1 protein-coding gene is annotated in these 261 nt (G+C 42.9%); it reads right to left on the bottom strand.

Going from position 1 to position 261, the window contains the following annotated elements; translation table 11 throughout:
• Nucleotides 1–261 (bottom strand): efflux RND transporter permease subunit (locus ACWA1B_RS22935; RefSeq protein ID WP_456910947.1); only part of this gene is annotated, 261 nt, incomplete at both ends.

Genomic DNA, 261 nt, shown 5'->3' with positions numbered 1-261 from the left:
AAACGCCCTTTGTATTTAATTACATATTGAAAAGCCTGATTTCCGTTTTCACCAAATTTACCTGGCGCCGCTTCGATATTTTGTTCTGCCAAAGCAGCCGAAATATCGCTTGGAATCAGTTTGTACTGCTGCATCACGTCTGGTTTCAGCCAGATTCTCATCGAGTAATCTTTGGCACCAAAAACGGTTACATCTCCCACCCCAACTACACGCTGGATTTGCGGTACAAGGTTGATTTTCGCATAGTTTTGAAGAAACGTC

The organism is Flavobacterium xizangense (assembly GCF_054075145.1).
The sequence above is the reverse complement of the archived record's forward strand: the minus strand, read 5'-3'. Positions and strand labels throughout refer to the sequence as shown.